We start from the raw sequence: 639 nt of genomic DNA, 5'->3' as shown, positions 1-639 counted from the left end.
TCTCAATACATTACGGGATTACGTCAAACCCTGGGCGCAAGGGACCGCTTTTATGGAGGCCTTTCTGGCCGAGTCTGAGCGCCATCTGAACAGCATTGCCCGGCCTGAGGGGATATTTCACGACAGCTTAATTACAGGGCAACCGTGGCGGGGACAACAGCGCCAGACGCGTATGGCCGTCTATCGCTGGTTGCCTGCTCACCAATCGCAGGCAAACCACTCCACGTTATCTTCCGTTGCTGCACTCAATCAGGTCTGCGAGCGACTGGTTTCTTCACTGGCATCAGCCGGTATTGTGGCAACCCGGCAAGATGGCGAGCAGATCCACAGCTGGTTGCTGCGTCATTTTAATCCGGCCCCAGACTGGGGTATGGCAAAAGCCGATTTCTACCGCACGGTAAGTTATGAAACACCTGCACCGCCCAATCTTCCGGTTAACAATGATTTTGCCGAAAGCCTGTGGTTTACCCCACCGGTGTCTGATCCCGAAAACGGACTCTGGTGGTTTGATGGATTGCCGCATAAAGCCATTCCGGTTGAACGCCTGCGCCGCCCGCCTGAACCGGGCACCCTGACGGGTGAAGTGAAACGGGGCGATAATATCAATGCGCTGATGGATATGATGCCGGAAGGCACCGT

At 55.6% G+C, this 639-nt stretch carries 1 protein-coding gene; it reads left to right on the top strand.

Annotation, left to right across the window (positions count from 1 at the left end; translation table 11 throughout):
- A partial coding sequence (locus tag AAC147_RS02070; protein ID WP_047685248.1) for a TraC family protein occupies positions 1 to 639 on the top strand: 639 nt, incomplete at both ends.

The organism is Xenorhabdus sp. NBAII XenSa04 (genome assembly GCF_963866145.1).
Lineage (GTDB): Bacteria > Pseudomonadota > Gammaproteobacteria > Enterobacterales > Enterobacteriaceae > Xenorhabdus > Xenorhabdus indica.
The sequence above is the reverse complement of the archived record's forward strand: the minus strand, read 5'-3'. Positions and strand labels throughout refer to the sequence as shown.